Source organism: Deltaproteobacteria bacterium (assembly GCA_019310525.1).
Classification (GTDB): domain Bacteria; phylum Desulfobacterota; class DSM-4660; order Desulfatiglandales; family HGW-15; genus JAFDEE01.
This window is the reverse complement of sequence record JAFDEE010000027.1, coordinates 13877-33849: the sequence shown is the minus strand read 5'-3', so window position 1 is coordinate 33849 and position 19973 is coordinate 13877. Positions and strand designations below refer to the sequence as shown.

Genomic DNA, 19973 nt, shown 5'->3' with positions numbered 1-19973 from the left:
CGCGGACAAATTTTAATCCTCGAAATACTTCAATGTATGGATGCCTGTCCCGCTTAGTATTCTGAGCGGGATGGTTAAAATTTTCGCCTTCCTTGACCTTGAACAAAATTGAACGTTTTTCAAAGGTCTCGCTCACTTGCCACTGGGGGGAGGCAATACTTACTTAACCCGCAACTCCCCTTGCCCACTAACGACGCCTCAAGATTTGGGCCTGGTGGATAAAAACAAGAAGATTCCAGAATAGAAAATTGGGATCCCTGACTCAGCATATCTCCCTCGATCACAACATAAATACCGAAGATATGCATTCCTGATCCTTATCAGGGACTTGCCTATGAAAGCCTTTCCTAAAGTCGGAGCTGGATTTCATGGATATCCGTCATCCATTAGACGATGTTGAATAATTTGTCAATATTATTTTGTTTGGCTGTGTATTTCTTAAAATATTTTCAAAAAATTATACAATATTCGAATTTCTCCCCATTGACTTAAATCCTCTTGCACACAAATAAAAATGGTTCCCGGCCTCTCCCTTCCTGGCCCTTTACCCCTTAAAACCGTAAACCGGAACTTCTACTGAAAACATATCATACATTGAACTCCTTACCAACTTACTATCCTTACGGAAGAAAAAAAGAGGGATGGGCACTTCTCCATCCCTCTTTTCGATGAAAGTTCCGAGTTCTCCCTTCCGGATGGATTCATCCGGTGAGATTCCGCCACACCTCCTCGGCCTGCCTTCTCCCCTGATCTTCCGCCGATCTTCCGGCTATGGAAGGCGGTCGGTATCCCCGCAAACGGGCGACCCTCTCTTCCAAAGGGGGGTGGGTGGAAAAAAGGTGGGCCAGTTTTCCGGCGGCAAGGGGATTAACGATAAACATATGGGCTGTCTGCGGATTGGCCCGCAAGGGGACTCTTCTCGAATAGGCCCCCAGCTTTTCCAATGCCCTCGCAAGCCCCTCAGGCCTCCCCACAAAGGATGCTCCCGTAGCGTCGGCCTGAAACTCCCTGGACCTGGAAATGGCCATTTGGATCAGCATGGCAGCCAAAGGAGCCAGAAGGGACATCACCAGCAGCCCTACGATCCCCAACCCTCCTTCCTCATCGTCGCCGCTTCCATATCCTCCTCCGAGAAAGGCGGTCCATCGTGCCATATTGGCCAGTATCATGATGGCCCCCGCCAGGGTGGCGGCGATGGAACCTATCAAGATATCCCGGTTACGCACATGGGCCATCTCGTGGGCCAAGACGCCTGCCAGTTCTTCTCGGTCCATGAGTTTTAAAAGACCGCTCGTGACCGCCACGGCTGCGTGATCCGGATTCCTGCCCGTAGCAAAGGCGTTGGGGGACTCTTCAGGAATCACATACACCTTGGGCATAGGAAGACCGGCCCTTTGGGCCAGGGTCCGGACAATTTCATGGAGCTCGGGATACTCACCGGGTGAAACCTGCCTGGCTCGATACATTGCGAGCACCATCTTATCTGAATACCAGTAGCTGAAAAAATTCATCCCCATGGCCAGGATAAAGGCCAGCACCATTCCCTGCCTTCCCCCGAAAAGGTCGCCGAGCCATACGATCAGGGCGGTCATCAGTCCCAGCAGAAATGCTGTTTTCATGCTGTTCATCTCTTTTCCTCCCTCAAATCACCTCAACGCCGTTCAAGGTAACCATGGAAGAGTCTCTGTCAAGGCCGTTGATTTCCTTGATAAACAACTAATTTGTCGATATTTTTGTCCAGAATCCCAAAAGGGTGAAGGTCCCGTATGCAGGAGAATCACTTCAAACAAGAGGATGCACGAAAAAGAATCCTGATCATCCGTCCGGGGGCTCTGGGGGATACCCTGATGCTTGCCCCTTCAATTGCAACCATGGGAGGGTCGGCGGATCTCGTCCTGGTCGGCAGATCGCCCGGGATCGGGGTATTCAAAACCCTTCCCGGAGTCCGGTTTTGCCTGGACTACGAGGGTCAAGGATGGCATACCCTCTTCAACAATGACCCGGAAGATCTCCCACTCCTATCTGTTAAGGAAATAGAGCTTGCCGTCGCCTTTCTGAGCGATCCAGAAGGCCGGGCACGCGAAAGTCTTTCAATCCTCCTTCCCCGGACGAAAATCCATCTCTATCCACCCTTCCCGCCCAAAGAGGAATCCGTTCATACGGCCCTTTACCTGGCGCAATGCCTCCAGCATGCTGGCGCCCCCCTCCATCCTCAAGCCGCCCTGGAGGAGGCCTCCCGCAGGGCCCTCCTCAAAAGAGAAGAGAAGGGCGGCAGGACGGAAACTGTGCTATTTCATCCCGGCTCGGGGTCCCTCTCAAAAAATCATCCGCCCCGATACTGGCTGGATCTCACCCAAAAACTCGCCTCCCTTTTTGGGCCAGACCACGAAATCCAATGCCTCCTCGGGGAGGCGGAAAGCGCGCTTATGCCCTTCTTCCGGCAAAACGGATTTGAAGGAAGGTTGATTTTTTCCCCGCCACTTCCAGATCTCATCTCCCTGCTTGAAAGGGCCTTCCTCTATATCGGCCACGACAGCGGGGTCACCCATCTGGCCGCCCTCCTGGGAACGCCCACCATCGCACTTTTCAAAGAGACTTCTCCCCTTCAATGGAAACCCCTGGGACCCCGAGTCAGGGTCATAAGAGGGAGGGAGCACGGGCCAGCCCTTACCCGGCGAATCCTCCAGGCGGCCTCGGATCTGCTGGGATGTCCCCCAGATCCCGCCTTGTTGACTCTCACTTGTCATTGACGCAATCCTCAGACAAGTTTTCAATCAAAGATGGCCTCAACGAAATCCCCTGCGTTAAAGGGCCGCAGGTCATCCATCTTCTCGCCGATTCCGATGAACTTTATGGGAATCTGGAGCTCGTGGGAGATACCCACCACGATACCCCCTTTTGCCGTTCCGTCCAGCTTGGTCAAAATGATCCCTGTGACCCCCAGGGTCTCGTTGAATATCCGTGCCTGGGCGATGGCGTTCTGGCCGGTGGTCGCATCCAGTACGAGCCAAACCTCATGGGGAGCACCGGGCAATTTCTTGCCGGTGACCCGCTGGATTTTTTCAAGCTCATCCATGAGATTGCTCTTGGTATGGAGTCGGCCAGCCGTGTCGATCAGGACTACGTCGGCCTTCCTTGCCAGGGCGGCGGCTACGGCGTCAAAGGCCACCGCCGATGGATCAGCACCCTCCTTTTGCTTCACGACTTCGGCCCCGATGCGCTCTCCCCAGATCTCCAACTGCTCAACAGCGGCCGCCCGGAAGGTGTCACCAGCTGCCAGAATCACGCGTTTCCCCTCTTCTCTGAAAAGGTTGCCGATCTTCCCGATAGTCGTGGTCTTACCAACACCGTTCACCCCCACCACCATGATTACCAGGGGCTCTCCGAGTGCAGGCGTCCTGTGTTGGACATCCTCCACCTCCAGAAAGGCACGGATCTGCTCCTTCAGGAGGGATCGAATCTTTTCCGGCTTGTCCAGTTCCTTCCGGCTTACCCGGTCCTGAACCATGTCGATCAATTCCTGTGTCGTCGCCACCCCCAGATCCGAAGTGAAAAGGACCTCCTCGAGTTGTTCCAGAAGTTCATCATTGATTTCCTTTTTACCGAAAAACAGGGCGTCCAGACTCCCCGCGAGCCCGGACCGAGTCTTTGATAGTCCCTGCCTGAGCCGCTGAAAAAACCCTCCATTTCCCCGGGCTTCCTTTTCCTTCTTCCCTTTAAACAATCTGATCATCTCCGTGCACTCCTTGCCTCCCTCAAGATCTCCTCCTCTTTTTTGTCCTTTGGCTTCCGTCCTTTCATATTCCAAAAAATTTTCAGATCCCCCCGGAAACCGTGGGCATAAAATAGTGAATGGCGCCCCAAAAAACAACCCCGGTTTGAGCCGGACTTGTCTGCATAGGACGTCCAGCCGGGCCCAAAGATTGGGGGAAAAGGCCATTTATGGATGATCACTAAAGAAATACCCCGTCCCGGTCGATGAAAACAAAGGGCGGGGAAGAGCCTTGTTTCCTGCATCGCCATGAAAGACCCGTCTGCACCTTTTACGCGCTTTTCCCGGTTTTGGCGAACAGGGGACATCTCCGCCTGGAGCAGGATCCGATCTTTTCTCCCGGGACCTAATGGCCCGGGGGCTCTTTTAAATTCGATACACCCTTGGGTCCCGGGGGTTGCGGGATGAATTCTCCAAAGGTTCTCATCGTAGACGACAGTTCCATCATCCGCCGTATTCTGACGAAACAACTGGAAGAGTTCGGCGCGCAGGTGACCCAGGCCGAAGACGGCCGCCAGGGACTCGAGGCCGCCCTTTCCCAGCCCTTCGATCTCGTTATATCCGATGTCGAGATGCCACACATGGATGGATTTGCGCTTTGCGAATCCCTTAAAAGCAACTCTGCTACGAGAGGGCTCCCGGTCATCCTGTTGAGTTCCCTTGACAGCGACCGGGATATCGAGAGGGGATTCAGGGCGGGGGCCTCGGCCTATGTATCCAAATCGGAGGCCAAGGAACAACTCCATGAGACCATCCGCAGGGTTCTTGAGAAGGCCAGCTTCCATCATGATCGGAGAATTCTGGTCGTCGACGATTCAGGCACCATTCGCTCCCTTGTAAAAAAAGGGCTTGAAAATGCCGGATTTATGGTCCAGACCGCTGAAGACGGTCTTCAGGCCCTTGAGATCGTGAAAATCACCCCGCCGGACCTGATCCTCAGTGATATCGACATGCCTCGCATGAACGGTGTCGAGCTGTGCAAGGCCCTCCATGCCGACCCCGCTTTGGCTGGGATACCCTTCGTGATCATGAGCGCCAATGCTGAAAGGGCCATCATGCGGCGGATGCTCCAGTGGGGAGCCAGCGCTTACCTGGTCAAACCCTTCAATCTGGATCAGCTCGTCATCACCGTTGAAAAGCTCTTGTCGGACCACTTCCGCCTTCTCCTCAAGGAAAAGGAAAGGCTCGACACCGAGCGCAGGCTCATGATCGCGAGCATCACCAGCCTCATCGCCGCCCTGGAGGCCAGGGACCAGTATACCCGCGGCCATTCCGAGGCCGTCTCCATGATCGTCGCGGAGATGGCCTCCCGGATGCAACTCTCTTCCGAGGACAAGGAGTCACTGGTCATTGGGGGTAGGCTTCACGACCTGGGAAAAATCGGTGTCCCCGACGGCATATTACTTAAGCCCGGGCCCCTCACCAGGGAAGAATTCGCGGTCATCCGGGAACACCCCGTGGTAGGAGCCAATATCCTGGGTCCCATTCCAAGTATCCGCCCTCTTATTCCCGTCATCCTTCACCATCACGAGAGATTCGACGGCAAAGGATATCCCCATGGGCTCAAGGGCGAAAAAATCCCCCTTTGGGCGCGAATGACGGCCGTTGCGGACACCTACCACGCCTTGACGAGTGACCGCCCTTACCGGAAGGGAATGGAGCACGAAAAGGCCCTGGAAATCATCCGCGATGTCCGGGGCACCCAGCTTTGCCCCGAATGCGCCGACGTATTTCTGGAAATATTTTCCGAGATTCCCCTGGAAAAGGCCCTCGGGTCGGGTCAATAACGGGGATGATTATCATCCCTTACGGATCCCCATCGGCTCATTTTCCCAAAGCCTCCTTTTCCCTTGACTCGCAAGGGAGATTCTCCATACTATTCATCCGGTCAATGCTTAAGCCGCTCTGCGCGGTTCATTTCCGTTTATCCTCGGGGAAGGAATGAATTTCCCGGCCCCGGCTCTCCATCTCAACGCCAGGATGGAACGGTGAGGGGTTCATGGCCGGCATGGGAAACGGAGATCCGCTTTGCCAAAAAACAAGGCCATCCAACCTGCCCAAAAGGGAAAAGCGCCTCGCAGGAGATCCCGTGTCCAAAAGGATTTCCCCCCACTCACTATCGATCTTTTCAGGCTTCTGAACGAGATCCCTCTGGGAATCGCACTGATCGATTCTCAGGGTCGTCTGATGTTCATGAACCATATCATGGAAGGCATCGTCGGGTTGAGCCTTGATGAGGCCAGGGAACTGCCTTGCCACCAGGTGATTCGAAGCAGAATCTGTTTTGAAGCTTGTCCTATCTCAGGGCTGAGGACAAACACCGAATCCCTGTGCATGGAAAGCGACCTCCTCAACAGAGACCGCAAACGCGTCCCCGTCCGAATCACGCTTGGCCCGGTTTATAATAACAGGAAAACACCGTCTTGTTATATCGAAACCGTGGAAGATCTCCGACCCCTGAAGGAGCTCGACGAAACACTCAGCAGTGCGTATCAATTCAAAAATATTATCGGGAAGAGCCCTCAGATGGAAAAACTCTTCCAGATCCTCCCGGTCATCGCCCAGAGCGATTCTTCCGTACTCCTTACAGGGGAAACCGGTACGGGGAAAGACTTGCTGGCGGAGGCCATCCACCAGGCCTCCAGCCGGGCCAAAGGACCCTTCGTCAAGGTCAACTGTGGGGCCCTGCCTGAAACCCTCCTCGAATCCGAACTCTTCGGGCACAAGAAAGGGGCCTTTACCGGAGCCGTAAAGGACAAAATCGGGCGGTTCCACTTGGCCCACCATGGGACACTCTATCTCACGGAGATCGGCGACCTGCCCCTGCCCCTCCAGGTAAAGCTCCTCACCTTTCTGGATGACCGGACCGTTTTTCCCCTGGGAAGTACAAAGGCCTTTGTGGCCGATGTCAGAATCATCGCGGCAACCCACCGGGATCTCAAGGACATGGTACAAAAGGGCCTTTTCCGGGAGGATCTCTTTTTCCGGCTGAACGTTCTTCGCCTCCGGATTCCTCCCCTTCGTGAACGCCAGGGCGACATCCGCCTGCTCCTGGAGCATTTTCTTGACACCTTTACCACCAAGTTCAACAGCCGCATTCGGGGGTTTTCGGCCCGATCCCTCAACCTCCTGACCCGGTACCCCTATCCCGGGAACGTAAGGGAACTCAAAAACATCGTGGAATATGCCGTCAATATCTGTCGGGAGGGCTTGATCTACCCAAGACATCTACCAGCCTATCTCACCGAACCCCAATCCTTCTCTCCTACTGATACTGAGGAGAAAAAGACTTTTGAAGACACAAAACCCGGGGAAGAAATCCCCACTGCACCTGTCGGGACATGGCGGGACATGGAGAGAAGGTTGATCGCCGACGCCCTCTTGAAGGCCCAGGGAAATCGGACCCGTGCGGCACGCATGCTGGGTTGGGGCCGAAGCACCCTTTGGAGAAAAATCAAGGCCCATGGATTGGACGGATGATGCCGAAGAAAATCCTCATACCCCTTCACGAAAATGATGTGGCCCCCCGCTTCGACCTGGCGACCGAAGTTCTCGTAGTCAAACGGGGAAAGGGGACAAGGAATCCGGAAGAAAGGATATTGATCCTGCCCCATCCTTCTTCGGAAGAACTCTGTCACCTGATCATGACCGAGGGTGTGGACACCGTGATCTGCGGCGGCATTGAGGAAGAATATTACGATTATCTGATCTGGAAAAAGGTCCAGGTCCTGGACAACGTGATCGGCCCCAGCCGGGAGGTTCTGAAACGTTACTGCCGCGGCAGGCTGAAAAGCGGCGACATCCTGCATCCTCCCGGCTAGGGCTATCTTCCCCGGAATCCGCAGCAGAGCAAGGTGTTTCACCCTGCAACCCTTGTGTTTCGATTTGTTTCATTTAGAAACAAATTTCCCGTCGCTTCTGATATTTTGCCCACAACCTCCTGTTTTAACAGGATTTGAAATTTGGTCCGGTTTTTGCGTTAATACAAGGGGGTCAAGGGAGGGCACAGCCCGGGATACCCTAAAGATTCCCCGATGATCGGACCATCCATGACTCCAAAGGTACTCATCATCAATTCGAACATCGAATCCAAGTGCCATATCGGGCCGCACTTACGCAAGGCGGCCTTCCGGGTCGTGGAGGCGGAGTGGGAATCGGGGGCCATGAAATTGCTTGCGAACAGCGACTTTGACGTGGTCATCCTGTGGCTTCAGGGACTTGGGCAGGAAGGCCTGACCCTTATCAGAATCATCCAGGGGATCAGCCCGACCACCCGCATCATCACCCTGAACAGCCCCCAAAAAATGAATCTTTCCATAGAAGCCATGAGGCTGGGGGTTTATGACGATTTCCTGATTCCCTTCGAACTGGATGCGTTGATCGCCAGCGTCCGGAGGGCATGCAGAGAGAGGGCCGGATAAGGGGTGTTGCAAGGAATTCCGCTCCCTCCGTTATAAAAACCGAAAGACACCGGAGTCATTGATTTGAAACACTTTTCTCATCTGAAAACATTCTTCTTGAACTTTGGAGAAATTCTATGAGCAGTGAGAACATCAAGATAAATTCCGGAGTGAACTGGAGGAAAATTCTCTTTCTATTTATCGGCATAACTTTGTTCGCCGTGGTTTACTGGGCCCCGCCCTGGCCTGATGCCGTGGATCCAATGGGGAAGCATTTTCCTTTGAGCAAGGAGGCCAAAGGGGCTCTGGCTGTCTTTTTGTTGGCCGGAACCTGGTGGGTTTTCGAGGTGGTCCCCATAGGGGTTACAAGCCTCGCCATCGGCGTTCTGCAGGCCCTGTTCCTCATCCGCCCCGCCAAGACGGCCTTCAAGGACTTCATGGACCCTTCCGTCATGTTCATCTTCGCCTCCATGGTGATCGGCCTTGTCTTCACAAAAACAGGGCTGACCCGCCGGCTTGCTTACAAGATGTTGATGGTGGTGGGTGAGAGGACCAGTATGATCTATCTAGGCTGTTTCCTGGTCACTGCCGCCCTTGCCCACATCATGGCCCACACCGCCGTCGCGGCCACCATCTACCCCCTCTTGGTCTCCATCTATGCTCTTTACGGGGAAGGGAACAAACGGACGAAGTTCGGCAAGGGGCTCTTCATGGGAATGGCTTACGTGGCGGGGGCCGGGAGCATCGTAACCCTGCTCGGTGCCGCCCGCGGGGCCGTGGCCCTCGGCTTTTTCAAGGACATCATGGGCAAGGAAATCACATTTTTCCAGCTCACGTATTACATGTTTCCCATAGGGTGGATCATGACCTTCGCCCTCTGGGCCTTCTTCATGATCTTCTTGAGGCCCGAAAAAAAGACCATTCCCGGACTCAGAAATCGGGCGAGGCAATTGAACAAGGACCTGGGCCCCATCACAAGGCAGGAACTGATCGCCGCGATCATCGTCTTCGGATGCATCATCACCATGTCCCTGCGCTCCTTTATCCCGGCCCTGAAACCTGTGGATAAAACAGCCCTCATACTGATCTCCACGATCCTCTTTTTCGTTACGGGAATCCTGGACATCGATGATCTCGAAGACATTCCATGGAACATCATCCTTCTTTTCGCCGGGGCCATGAGTATCGGCTTCTGCCTGTGGGAAACAGGGGCCGCCAAATGGCTGGCCGTCAACTGGCTGACCATTTTCAAGGAATCCAACTGGTTCATCTTCGTCATGAGCATCACCTTTTTCGTCATGATGATGACAAACTTCATCATGAACGTCGCGGCCATCGCCATTTCACTTCCCGTGGCCTTGGTCATCGCACCCTATCTCGGGGTTGCAGGGGAAGTAATACTTTTCGCCTCTCTAGTGGCGGCCGGGATGCCTTTCCTTCTTCTCGTGGGAGCGGCCCCGAATGCCATCGCATACGAATCCAAGCAGTTTACAACGGGCGAGTTTTTCCTTTACGGCATACCGGCCAGCATCATGCTCTTAATAGTCGTGGGGCTGGCCGTCATGTTCCTCTGGCCCTTGATGGGCATGCCCGTGACGATAGGGGGATGAGAGAGGTGTGGGATATTTTACCGCGGCCTCTTCTTTTCCGGAGGTCGTCTTGCCTCGTGCCAGAAACGGCGGGCAGCCTCGGAGATGTTTGAGAAGGCGGACAATACAAGGTACGTACCGACCTCGAAAACAGCCTCCGTTGTGCTCCTGTTCCCGGCATTACCCCCTTCTTTCAGGAAGGAGCTTTTACACTTTCCTTCCAGGTGGGAAACGAGCCTTTCATAGGCCGAATTGATTTCCTTAAGTTTTTCTTCGGCCTTGCGACGAAGGCGGGGATTGTCTGAAAAGCGATCCGGGTGCCATACACTGACAAGGTCTCTGTAGGCATCTTTTACATCCGCAAGGGTCGCCTTCTCTTTCAATCCAAGGGTCTCGTAGCATTTTAAAAGGTCCATCTGGGGCTTTCCTCCCGGAATAGAATGGAACTCTGCAATGGTCAGGGGCTCTTTGAGGCCCCCCCATCATCCTTTTCCAGGTTCTCGATGTCAATCCGATTCGAGGGATGTCTTTAACCCGGGCTCGGGCTGACCCAAACCTTCCTGCTCATTATCCCTCCCCCATGCCCCTCCATCCAAAAAACCCCTTGACACCCTACGGGACAATATTATATTGCCAAATAAGAATATAATTTCATATTTTTCTATCCCAACCTCTCCAATTTGAGAGACCTACTCGATATATTTTGCAATGGATACTGCCTGATTCTCGATTGAGGACGCCGTCTGTTCCAAGGGGTATCATATCAATATATCGGTATGCAGTGATACCTGGCAAACGTTACCCTAACCCTGGCAGCGGTTGATTCACAGGAGGAGATCAATCCAAATGAAGGAAAAAACCAAGCTGGTGGTGATCATCCTGGCCTTCATGCTCAAGGGCTGGTTCAGGAAAGACGAACGCGTTGGCTGGGTCCAGGTCACCTGGGGATTCATGAAGCAAATCTTTCCCCTCCTTGGAGCGGGTGTGCTGGTGGCCGGATTCATGCTGGGTCGGCCGGGACACCCCGCCCTGATCCCTGAACATTATATCCAGTCACTCGTTGGGGGGAATTCGCTTTGGGCCAATCTCTTAGCTTCGGTTGCAGGGGCCCTCATGTACTTCGCCACCCTCACGGAAGTCCCCATTTTGCAGGGACTCCTGGGGGCCGGCATGGGGAAGGGGCCCGCGCTTGCCCTCCTCCTGGCGGGCCCCGCCCTCTCTCTCCCTAACATGCTGGTGATCGGGGGGGTGCTGGGTGTAAAAAAGACGGCGACCTTCTGTATCATCATTATCATGCTTTCCACTATCGCCGGCATGCTTTACGGATGGATGGCCGGCTGAAATGAAAGGAGGATCTGTATGGAAATCAAGGTATTGGGACCCGGTTGCCCTAAGTGCCAGGCGACCGAAAAAAACGTCAGGGAGGCGGTCAAGGAAGCAGGTGTCGAGGCCAATGTAGAGAAGGTCACCGACGTCCTGGAAATCGCCACCTACGGGGTCTTTGGCACCCCGGCCGTGGTGGTGGACGGAGAGGTAAAAAGCGTGGGAAAGATTCCCGGCAAGGATGAAATCATAAGTTGGTTAAAGGGTTGACAGGACGGATCACTTGCGGTCCGTCCTATCGGGAGGGGGAGCATGCCATCGAAAAAAATTTCCAGGAAACTATCCTTTTTAGACAGATTTTTGACCCTCTGGATCTTTTCGGCCATGTTTGCGGGGGTCATGTGGGGATACTTTTTCCCAGGCATCCGAAGTGTAATCAACTTCTTTCAGATAGGGACCACCAACATTCCCATAGCCATCGGCCTGATCCTCATGATGTACCCACCTCTCGCCAAAGTGAAGTACGAGCAACTGGGCCAAGTGTTCCGGAATGTCAAGGTTCTCTTGCTCTCCCTGGTCCAAAATTGGGTTATCGGTCCCATCCTCATGTTCTCCCTTGCAGTCGCCTTTCTCTCCGGGCATCACGAATACATGGTGGGCCTGATCATGATCGGCCTGGCCCGATGCATCGCTATGGTCATCGTCTGGAACGACCTGGCGGCAGGAGACCGGGAGTATTGCGCAGGGCTTGTGGCCTTCAATTCGATATTTCAGGTCCTCTTCTTTTCACTCTATGCCTATATTTTTATCACGATTCTTCCCCAGTGGATCGGCCTCAAGGGAACCGTGGTAAACATCTCCATCGGTCAAATCGCCAAAAGCGTGTTCATCTACCTCGGAATCCCTTTCCTTGGGGGAGTGCTTACCAGAATCATCGGCCTCAACACGAAGGGAAGAGAATGGTACGAAAAAAAATTCATCCCCAAGATAAGTCCCATCACCCTGATCGCCCTGCTCTTCACCATCCTGGTGATGTTCTCTTTCAAGGGAGAATATATCGTGCAGCTCCCCTTGGACGTCATACGGGTCGCCGTCCCCTTAGGCATCTACTTCGTGGTGATGTTTTTCGCCTCCTTTTTTCTCTCCATGAAGGCGGGCGCCACCTATGAACAATCCACAACACTGAGTTTCACTGCGGCGTCCAACAACTTCGAACTGGCCATCGCCGTCGCAGTGGCCGTATTCGGGATCGATTCCGGCCAGGCATTTGCCGCGGTCATCGGGCCTCTTGTCGAGGTGCCCGTCCTCATCAGCCTTGTCAACGTGGCCCTTTGGTTTAAAAAGAAATACTTCCCATTCGCTGTGGAAACCCCAACCGGTGTGTGCCACTTGACCTGCGAACCATGATTGAAAGAGACCACCGGAATCTTGACCTAAATGAACCCTTACGGTTAGATAAAGATTGCGGGGAATATAGAACCCAAATTATGCATTAATGCTGAAATTTATCTTTATTACAATATGTTAAAGCATCCTGGCAGCACCCGATAGATGAAGGGTAAAAGGATATTTCCTCCGCTACGTTCGCTACGCCGTCCATGGCTCCGCTCACTGCCTATTTTGGCTCTTCCGCTCTCCCTGCCTGCGGCAGGCAGGCTGCTCCAGAGCCAAAATAGGCCGCTCCGGGAAAATCCTTTTACCCTTTCTTGGACAGGCCGCGCCCGAGGCGGGCAAGCGTTCACGCATAATTTGGCTAGAAATATAGTTATCAGGAAACCTTCACGGCCTTAAGCCCTATCTCATGGAAAAACATCCATGGCAACTAAGACTCACTATAGGATAAAAGGCATCTTGGCCGTATGCGGCCGGATCTTCCTCGGGCTCGTTTTTCTTTACGCGAGCATCGACAAGATCCAGCAGCCTGCGGCCTTTGCCGAAGTGATAGCCAATTATCAAATCCTCCCCGATACCTGGGTCAACCTTGCGGCCATTGTCCTGCCCTGGCTGGAATTGTTTCTGGGACTCCTCTTGATCCTGGGGTTTTGGCTGCCCGGGGCTACGCTCCTGGGAACGGTGTTGCTCTTGATCTTTTTCAGTGCCCTCCTTTTCAACCTGGCCCGGGGGCTGGATATCCAGTGCGGGTGTTTCACCACCTCGAGGGAACCTGGAACGGGGGCACCCATGGTATGGTACATCTTTCGAGACGGTGTGTTTCTGGCCCTTGCCATCTTCCTCCTTTACAGGTACGGGGCGGTTGCGAAAAAACACCATTCCAGCGGAAAATGGGAGGAGACCCGATAATGACAGGATCACTGATTCAGACCCCCTGGTCTTTCCAGGATTCATGGCTCCTTGCTTGATACAACCGAGGTAAAAGGACCATGGAATTTGTGAAAATCGATGATGAAACCATTGAAATCTTCCCGGGCGGATTGGATCCTGAAAAACTTCTTCAAGAAATGGCCCGGATCTCATACGAAAGCGCCGAGTTCTTGATCCCAGGGTATCTTCACCCAATAGACGTCCCCTCCTCCCTCGTTGATTTCAGCGAGTATGTCAGTGAAAAGGGCCTAGCTTTGGCCTATCTGAACGGGAAACGGTGCAGCACCTTTGTCAAGAAGAGGGCTGGACGATTGTTTTTCGATGCACGAAAGTTCCGGGAAGAACGGGGCTCTCCCGAACTTTTCCTGCGGATGGTCCAGGAGGAACTCATGAGAGTATAATGGGCGGCAAGCACGTCCATCCTTTCAAGCGGGATGGGACCCCCAACCCCCATCTTGAAATCTTTTCCGTGTCACTCCCCTGGCAGGGCCTTACGCCCCAAAGAGGAAAAGGAGTTTGTCATGCCCAAGTATGAAGGCCTTGTTTCCGCGCTCAAGGAAAGAGGAATGGCAGAAGTCATCATCCGGCCCGGAGAGTCCGGGATCCCTGGAGCGCCTGAAGTCAGCCGCCGTGTCTGCCATTGCGCGACGGACAGCGCCACTCTCGTCATCGAAGCACTCAACAAGGCCGGAGCCAGGCCCGGGGACTGGGTAGCCCTATACCGAGACCCGGGCATTTTACTGAAAAATGCAGCAGCGCTGATCGGATTGCCGTGTCTAGGAGCCCTTTTCGGGGTAGTCATGGCCGTACTCTTTTCTTTTGGGACCAATTTCGGCTTCTTGGCCGCCATTACAGGACTACTTTTGGGCCTGGTTCCCGGTATCATGATCTTCAGGAAGAACGCGGCAAAAAACCGGCCTTTCATCCAACGGGTTATCAGGCCGGGGGATGGTATGCCGCCGCCCTGTAATCAGCAATCCTCCGAACCGGCGTCTTTTCTTTGTGACGGGTGTGCCTTGAATCGCTGAAGCTTCCTCCTTTTTGGATATCCATCGAGCCGTAGGTACCGAGCGAATGTACAACAAGAAAAAGGTGCTGTTTCTATGTACGGGGAACTCCTGCCGGAGCCAAATGGCTGAGGCCTGGACCCGGCATCTCAGGGGTGACATGTATGAGCCTTACTCTGCCGGTGTTCTACCAAAGGGAGTAGACCCCCGGGCCGTCAGGGTCATGGCGGAAGTGGGAATTGATATCTCCAAACAAGGATCCAAAGACCTGGAATCCCTGGCTGACATGGAATTCGAATATGTGGTGACCCTCTGTGACCATGCCCGGGAAGTCTGCCCTCTCTTTCCCGCCAAGACCAGGCTTCTCCACCAAGGCTTCGATGATCCCCCCGCCATTGCAAAAAGGGCGGCCAGCGAAGAGGAGGCCATGGAACCTTATCGCAGGGTCAGGGACGAGATAAGGGCATTCGTGAAAAGGCTTCCAGAAATTTTGTCTTGAAGGGGAGGGGAAGGAAGGCGGGTCCTAAGGTTTGAGTCTGCTGACCTGTCTGCCGTGCACGGCCCGGGCAAGCGCTGTGATTGGGCAAAAGGGGAGATTTTTCAAAGGCCTCTAAAGTCTGCCGCCGGTTTCCCTCAATGTTTCCAACCCTTCCAGGTCCAGGATTCTGATGCGTCGGCCCTCGGTCTCGATCAGGCCCCGGGATTTCATCCGGCTGAGAATACGGGAAAGGGTTTCGGGGATCGTGCCGAGAAGAGCGGCGAGTTGTCCCTTGGTGATACCCAGTTCAAAATCCAGGGAACCCATCTTTCTCTCGCTCAGGTAAAGGAGGTAGGCGGCCAGTCTTCCCGGAACCTCCTTGAGGGAGAGATCATCGATCAGGTGGGCGAAACGTCGCAGGCGCACGGACAAAACAGCCAGCATGTTAAGGGCAAGAAAGGGATTGCCGGTTATCAGCTCCACGAAGGCCTCCCGCGGAAAAAAGAGGAGGAGGCCGGGCTCCATGCTCTGGGCGTTGGCCGGAAAACGCTGGCCTGCGAACACGGGGACCTCCCCGAAAGGTTCACCCGGACCGAAGAGGTGAAGAATCTGCTCCTTTCCGTCAAAGGACAGTTTGTAAATCTTCACCCTGCCGGCAATAACCACATAGAACCCATTGCCCTCATCACCGTCATGGAAAATCATGGCCCCTCGCTCAACCCTCCTTTCCTCGGCGATGTCGGCCAGGTCCCGGAGTTGATCGAAGGGAAGGCCCCTGAAGAGAGGAACGTTGGCCAGGTGATGGATCATGGGTTAACCGTTCATAAGGCGGACAACGGTGGTGTCGGGGAAAAAATCAATCACGTTCAAACATCCATAGTCCTGCCGAAGGCTGAAGAGGCGGGAAAGATCCAGCCCCATCGCCTCGCAAAGGATGATCCGGTTGACCCCGCCGTGCCCCACGAGAAGAATGTTTTCACCCTGGTGTTTTTCGAGGATTTCCCGGAAGCAAGGGGACACCCGCCCTGAAAGCTCACTGAAACTCTCCCCTCCCCCGGGCGGCTTGAAGTCCACGATGTTTTTCTTGCGTTTTCTCAATTCATGGGTGAAACGCTCGTGGATCTCCTCCAGGGTCATTCCTTCCCAGGTTCCAAAATACATCTCGCGAAGCTCAGGGACAATATGGTGGGGAACATCGTGGTAACGGGCGATGATTTGGGCCCCAATTACGGAGCGCTTGAGATCGCTGGAATAGATGACCCCGATATCGGCCAACCGCAATCTCTCGGAAAGGGACTCCATCTGGAGCTTCCCTACCTGGGTGATTCCAACGTCTGTATGACCGTAAACCGGATTTCGATCGTACCCCTCAACCTGCCCGTGGCGAACCAGATAGAGTCTGCTATGCTTATTCATAAATAAGAATGATATGACCGGGAGTCGGAGATGTCAACGACATTGGGCTTTATTAAAGGATCCGTATGGTGTATAAGCGGGCTGGAATCGCCCTGGGATCAGACGGGTGGTGAGGGCTTGCAAAACCTCCAGGCCCGTTCGGTAAGGGAATTTCGCTTGGGGGGGAGGAAAAGGCCATGGAAAAGAAGGATTGCTTTGGCATCCTGGATCGGGTTTTTCCTCACGGAAAGGGAGGACTCCGTGAGGTTCCTCCCGAGTGTACCCGGTGTCCGGATCGGGTCTCCTGCCTGAGGGCTGCGCTGAAAACCCGGGAGGGACTGGAAATGAGGTCCGGGATCCTGGATCGGGCCTCCGGAGACGGTTGGATCGGAATGCTCCGGCGGTGGTCCGAAAGAAAGGCCCTCCATCGAAAAATCGCCCAGGAGAAAAAAAAGGGCAAATGCCGGTAAAAATCACCTGCCCCAATTGCCGTTACTCGAAGACGGTCCCACAAGAAAAGCTTCCCCCCGGGGTATGCTGGGCCACCTGTCCCAGGTGCAGGCACCGCTTCAAATTGGAGCGGCCCGGATCCGAACCTTTGGCCCAGGGCCCGGTAAAGACAACGGGCACCTTGCCGGGAAAGGGGCCGAGGGAAGAAAAAGGAGATGACCTGGGTTACTGGAAGGGGCTCTACGACCTTTCAAGAGGGGTGTTATTTTCCCCCGGTCTCCTCTTCCAAGAGATGTCGGCCAGGGGGAGCCTCAAGGACTCGTTGGGTTTCGGGCTTCTTTTCGGCAGCGTGGGGGCGATGTTCGGTATCTTTTGGCAGTTTCTCGTAATCTGGGGGAAAATCCTCCCTTACACGGAAGATCTCCCGGGACAGGAAATCCTGGGTCTCCTGTTCGTCGGAGCCCTGATCACCGTGCCGCTCTGGGTCACCATCGGTATGTTTTTGGCAAGTGGTGTTCTTCACGCATGCCTATGGATAGTGGGGGGCGGAAGCAAGGGGTTCGAAGGCACTTTCCGGGTGATCTCGCTGTCCCAGGCCGCCGGGATCTGCCAGGTCATCCCCTTTTTCGGGGGTGCTGTGGGCGGAATCTGGCGGCTTGCCGTCCGCATCGTCGGTCTCAAAAAAATTCACAGGACAACCTATCCTCGCGTCATCCTTGCCTTTCTGATTCCACCGGCGGCTGTCGCGTTAGGAATATTGGCCATTGCAGCGCCCCTGCTCCTCTCGAACTGATTTTCTCCGGAACGCCCGTGTACCGGAACAACAAACCCTTCTGCCCCCCTGGAACGAGAAACGGCGATTCCCACCAAGGGCGAGAGGGGGAATGCAGGGAGATGTTGAGTCCCTTCTCCCGGCCGGAGCGGCAGGTGATTTTTTGACACTTGTCAAGAAAGGAATCAGACTTGTCACGGTCTATCGATTATGAAAAGGTGCTGAACCCTCCCCAACTGGAAGCCGTGATGAACCTGGAGGGTCCCCTCCTCGTAGTTGCCGGAGCCGGGAGTGGGAAGACCAGGACCTTAGTATACCGGGTGGCGAGGCTGGTTGAAACGGGCGTTCCTCCCGAGGGCATCCTCCTTCTCACTTTCACCAGGAAAGCCGCGGGGGAGATGCTCGAGCGGGCTGCAGGTCTCGTTGACGAAAACTGCAGGCGAGTCTCGGGCGGCACCTTTCATTCCCTGGCACACCGGGTTCTCCGGAGCCATGCCCATCTCCTGGGCTTTGAAAGGACCTTCACGATACTGGACCGTTCCGACATGGAAATGGTGATTCAGTCTCTGGTGCGGGAAATCCGGGTGGACAGGGAGGTGGAAAGATTTCCCAAAAAGGCCACCATAGCGAACATCCTGAGCAAGGCGGCGAACCTTAAGTGCTCCCTGCCCGATCTGGTAATGGAGGAATACGCCCAGTTTCTCGGTGTGCTTCCACAATTGGAGAAGATCGGAAAGCTATACGGAGAGTATAAGCGGGAACACCAACTCATGGACTATGACGACCTCCTTCTCCTGTTGAGGAGGCTGCTCGCCGAGAAGGAGGAAGTCCGTCGTCTCCTTGCCGGGCAATACCGTTACATCATGGTGGATGAATACCAGGACACCAACGCCACCCAGGCGGAAATCATACACTGGCTGGGACATGAACACCGAAACGTCATGGTGGTGGGAGATGACAGCCAATCCATATATTCCTTTAGGGGGGCGGATTTCAAGAACATGTTCTCCTTTGCTGAACTCTTCCCCGAGGCCAAGACCATCAAGCTGGAAGAAAACTTCAGATCCACCCAGCCTATATTGAACTTTACTAACGCCCTGATGGAAAAGGCGGAAGAAAGATACACCAAGTGCCTTTTCACCCGCAGGAAGGGCGGCGACTTGCCCAGGCTGGTGAACACCGGGACCGACCCGGACCAAGCCCGCTACATCTGCAGGACCATCAAAGAAGAGTTGGCCCGGGGGCGCTCCTTGAGGGACTTCGCCGTCCTCTTCAGGGCCGCCTATCATTCCTTCACACTCGAGATGGAACTGGCCCGCCAGGGAATCCCTTTCGTCAAGTACGGTGGTTTCAAGTTCATGGAATCGGCCCACATCAAGGATCTCCTGGCCTTTCTCAGGGTCCTGGTGAACAAGCAGGACGTGGTCAGCTGGCAACGCGTTTTAAAAATGGTCAAGAACATCGGCCCGGGAAAGAGCCGGGCCATCGTGAGCTGGATGAAGGAAACCGACGCCCACCCCTCTCAGGTGGCCGATTGGCCGAAAGCTGGGAAACGGGAGGAGGGATTGAAGGCCCTGGCCGAATTATTCAGGTCCCTATCGAAAGAGAAGCTGAGGCCCGAGGAGGCTGTAGATAGGGCCATCCAATACTACGATCCTATTCTCAAGGACCTCTTTGACGATTACCCCCGCCGCCAGAGGGAACTGGAGCAACTCGCGATCATGGCCGAACGATACCGCTCGATCCGATCCTTCCTGGACGATATTGCACTGGAACCTCCAACGAGTCCGGCGGACCTCAGCCGGGAGAAACCGGGCGATGTCCTCACCCTCTCCACCGTGCACTCGGCCAAGGGCCTTGAATGGCGCGTGGTCTTCGTAATCTGGGTACTGGACGGCTATTTCCCCGCCGCCAGGGCCCGTTCCAAAGTGGAGGCCCTAGAGGAGGAACGCCGCCTCATGTACGTGGCGGCGACCAGGGCCAGGGACCAGTTGATCCTGTGTTATCCGGCAGGGGAAGTGTCCGGATTCCAGTCTCCCTTTTTCGGTATGAACTCGGGGATGCCATACAGGGACCGTCTTTCCTGCTTTCTCCAGGGACTGCCTGAAGGCGTCACCCGCCGGGAAAAGGCAGGATTCCAGTTTCATGTTTCCGAACCTACCCCATTTAGTGAAAGCCCTTCCAAACAGGGCCGAGAGATGAGGGGGGGATCCAGGTTGCGTCCGGGTGACCGTGTCCGTCACCCGGCATTCGGCAAGGGAGTAGTCTCCAAGGTTCAGGGTGGGGAGAAGATCGAAGTACTGTTCGGCAAGGTTGGAAAAAAGCTGCTTCACCTGTCCTATACCACCCTTGAAAAGATTTAGCGGGCGGCGGCAGAAATCGCGATACAGGGAAATACATTGTTCAAGTGGGCATGAGGAGTGTCTGTAGGCCGGGTGACCGGCAGGCGGAGACCCGGGGAACTG

20 protein-coding genes and 1 pseudogene are annotated in these 19973 nt (G+C 54.6%); 16 read left to right on the top strand and 5 right to left on the bottom strand.

From position 1 onward, the window contains the following. Window positions 1–701 precede the first annotated feature (701 nt). Window positions 702–1628 (bottom strand): zinc metalloprotease HtpX, encoded by a 927-nt coding sequence (gene htpX / locus JRF57_06835; GenBank protein ID MBW2303414.1) that lies wholly within the window; start codon window positions 1626–1628, stop codon window positions 702–704. Window positions 1629–1766: 138 nt separating this feature from the next. On the opposite strand from htpX, the gene JRF57_06830 reads away from it, so the two are divergent. Continuing rightward, window positions 1767–2750 (top strand): glycosyltransferase family 9 protein, encoded by a 984-nt coding sequence (locus JRF57_06830; protein MBW2303413.1) that lies wholly within the window; start codon window positions 1767–1769, stop codon window positions 2748–2750. Window positions 2751–2770: 20 nt separating this feature from the next. Here JRF57_06830 and ftsY read toward each other — a convergent pair whose 3' ends face one another. Then, window positions 2771–3733 (bottom strand): signal recognition particle-docking protein FtsY, encoded by a 963-nt coding sequence (gene ftsY, locus JRF57_06825; protein MBW2303412.1) that lies wholly within the window; start codon window positions 3731–3733, stop codon window positions 2771–2773. A gap of 443 nt (window positions 3734–4176) precedes the next feature. Here ftsY and JRF57_06820 point away from each other — a divergent pair, with 443 nt between their 5' ends. The 5 genes from JRF57_06820 (at window position 4177) to JRF57_06800 (ending at window position 9782) form a co-directional block, all read left to right on the top strand. Beyond that, a complete protein-coding gene (locus JRF57_06820; GenBank protein MBW2303411.1) occupies window positions 4177–5559 on the top strand; it encodes a response regulator in 1383 nt (460 codons plus the stop codon). 400 nt (window positions 5560–5959) lie between these two features. Beyond that, the gene (locus tag JRF57_06815; protein MBW2303410.1) at window positions 5960–7252 is read left to right on the top strand and encodes a sigma 54-interacting transcriptional regulator; all 1293 of its coding nucleotides are present in this window, start codon (window positions 5960–5962) and stop codon (window positions 7250–7252) included. Then, on the top strand, window positions 7252–7593 hold the full coding sequence (locus tag JRF57_06810; protein MBW2303409.1) for a dinitrogenase iron-molybdenum cofactor biosynthesis protein: 342 nt from the start codon (window positions 7252–7254) through the stop codon (window positions 7591–7593). Before JRF57_06815 ends, JRF57_06810 begins: the two co-directional genes overlap by 1 nt. 213 nt (window positions 7594–7806) lie before the next feature. Next, complete coding sequence (locus JRF57_06805; protein MBW2303408.1) at window positions 7807–8193, top strand: response regulator; 387 nt, start codon at window positions 7807–7809, stop codon at window positions 8191–8193. Window positions 8194–8309: 116 nt separating this feature from the next. Beyond that, window positions 8310–9782: an SLC13/DASS family transporter gene (locus tag JRF57_06800; protein ID MBW2303407.1), complete on the top strand. Its 1473-nt coding sequence runs from the start codon at window positions 8310–8312 to the stop codon at window positions 9780–9782. A 17-nt stretch (window positions 9783–9799) separates the two neighbouring features. On the opposite strand, the gene JRF57_06795 is transcribed toward JRF57_06800, so the two are convergent. Next, window positions 9800–10177, bottom strand: a complete 378-nt coding sequence (locus tag JRF57_06795) for a J domain-containing protein (protein MBW2303406.1) — start codon at window positions 10175–10177, stop codon at window positions 9800–9802. Between the two features lie 451 nt (window positions 10178–10628). Between JRF57_06795 and JRF57_06790 the strand changes: the two are divergent. The 7 genes and pseudogenes from JRF57_06790 (at window position 10629) to JRF57_06760 (ending at window position 14912) form a co-directional block, all read left to right on the top strand. Beyond that, window positions 10629–11102: pseudogene (locus JRF57_06790) on the top strand (permease). 18 nt (window positions 11103–11120) lie between these two features. After that, window positions 11121–11354 (top strand): TM0996/MTH895 family glutaredoxin-like protein, encoded by a 234-nt coding sequence (locus JRF57_06785; GenBank protein ID MBW2303405.1) that lies wholly within the window; start codon window positions 11121–11123, stop codon window positions 11352–11354. A gap of 42 nt (window positions 11355–11396) precedes the next feature. After that, window positions 11397–12491, top strand: coding sequence for an ACR3 family arsenite efflux transporter (gene arsB / locus JRF57_06780; protein MBW2303404.1), 1095 nt, complete (start codon window positions 11397–11399; stop codon window positions 12489–12491). Between the two features lie 408 nt (window positions 12492–12899). Next, window positions 12900–13385 carry a DoxX family membrane protein gene (locus JRF57_06775; protein ID MBW2303403.1) on the top strand — a complete coding sequence of 162 codons (486 nt, stop codon included), beginning with the start codon at window positions 12900–12902 and terminating at the stop codon, window positions 13383–13385. Window positions 13386–13465: 80 nt separating this feature from the next. Then, window positions 13466–13807 (top strand): hypothetical protein, encoded by a 342-nt coding sequence (locus JRF57_06770; GenBank protein MBW2303402.1) that lies wholly within the window; start codon window positions 13466–13468, stop codon window positions 13805–13807. A 120-nt stretch (window positions 13808–13927) separates the two neighbouring features. Beyond that, window positions 13928–14434 (top strand): SoxR reducing system RseC family protein, encoded by a 507-nt coding sequence (locus tag JRF57_06765; GenBank protein ID MBW2303401.1) that lies wholly within the window; start codon window positions 13928–13930, stop codon window positions 14432–14434. Between the two features lie 46 nt (window positions 14435–14480). Continuing rightward, window positions 14481–14912 (top strand): arsenate reductase ArsC, encoded by a 432-nt coding sequence (locus tag JRF57_06760; protein ID MBW2303400.1) that lies wholly within the window; start codon window positions 14481–14483, stop codon window positions 14910–14912. A 111-nt stretch (window positions 14913–15023) separates the two neighbouring features. On the opposite strand, the gene JRF57_06755 is transcribed toward JRF57_06760, so the two are convergent. Beyond that, on the bottom strand, window positions 15024–15701 hold the full coding sequence (locus JRF57_06755) for a Crp/Fnr family transcriptional regulator (protein ID MBW2303399.1): 678 nt from the start codon (window positions 15699–15701) through the stop codon (window positions 15024–15026). Window positions 15702–15704: 3 nt separating this feature from the next. After that, window positions 15705–16307: a histidine phosphatase family protein gene (locus tag JRF57_06750; GenBank protein MBW2303398.1), complete on the bottom strand. Its 603-nt coding sequence runs from the start codon at window positions 16305–16307 to the stop codon at window positions 15705–15707. A gap of 176 nt (window positions 16308–16483) precedes the next feature. Here JRF57_06750 and JRF57_06745 point away from each other — a divergent pair, with 176 nt between their 5' ends. The 3 genes from JRF57_06745 to JRF57_06735 all read left to right on the top strand — a co-directional run bounded on the left by JRF57_06745 (window position 16484) and on the right by JRF57_06735 (window position 19871). Beyond that, window positions 16484–16756 (top strand): hypothetical protein, encoded by a 273-nt coding sequence (locus JRF57_06745; protein ID MBW2303397.1) that lies wholly within the window; start codon window positions 16484–16486, stop codon window positions 16754–16756. Further along, on the top strand, window positions 16747–17529 hold the full coding sequence (locus JRF57_06740; protein ID MBW2303396.1) for a zinc-ribbon domain-containing protein: 783 nt from the start codon (window positions 16747–16749) through the stop codon (window positions 17527–17529). Before JRF57_06745 ends, JRF57_06740 begins: the two co-directional genes overlap by 10 nt. A 227-nt stretch (window positions 17530–17756) precedes the next feature. Continuing rightward, window positions 17757–19871, top strand: coding sequence for a DUF3553 domain-containing protein (locus tag JRF57_06735; GenBank protein ID MBW2303395.1), 2115 nt, complete (start codon window positions 17757–17759; stop codon window positions 19869–19871). The last annotated feature ends 102 nt before the right edge of the window (window positions 19872–19973 follow it).